The sequence below is a fragment of the Pelomonas nitida genome (assembly GCF_043555975.1).
In the GTDB taxonomy this organism is placed as follows: domain Bacteria; phylum Pseudomonadota; class Gammaproteobacteria; order Burkholderiales; family Burkholderiaceae_C; genus Pelomonas; species Pelomonas nitida.
Window position 1 is genome coordinate 1 of record NZ_JBIGIA010000054.1, and the last position, 317, is coordinate 317.

The following is a 317-nucleotide window of genomic DNA, read 5'->3' on the forward strand; positions in this document are numbered from 1 at the left end:
AACGGGTGCGGTTCTACTCGACGGTCGATCTGGTCAACGCACTGGAGCGAGAGAAGGCCGAGGGGCGTGCTGGCCGCATTGCGCTAACGCTGATGCACATGGACCTCGTGATCCTGGACGAACTGGGCTACCTGCCGTTCAGCCAAGCCGGTGGGGCGCTGCTGTTCCACCTGCTCTCCAAGCTCTACGAGCGCACCAGCGTGATGGTCACGACCAACCTGACCTTCGGCGAATGGGCCAGTGTCTTCGGGGACGCCAAGATGACCACGGCGTTGTTGGACAGGCTCACGCATCACTGCCACATCATCGAAACGGGC

Annotated in this window: 1 protein-coding gene; it reads left to right on the forward strand. The window is 62.1% G+C overall.

The genetic code is table 11. The features are described 5' to 3' along the window. Positions 1–317: ATP-binding protein (locus ACG00X_RS24080; protein ID WP_394492367.1), on the forward strand; the 317-nt coding region annotated here is incomplete at both ends.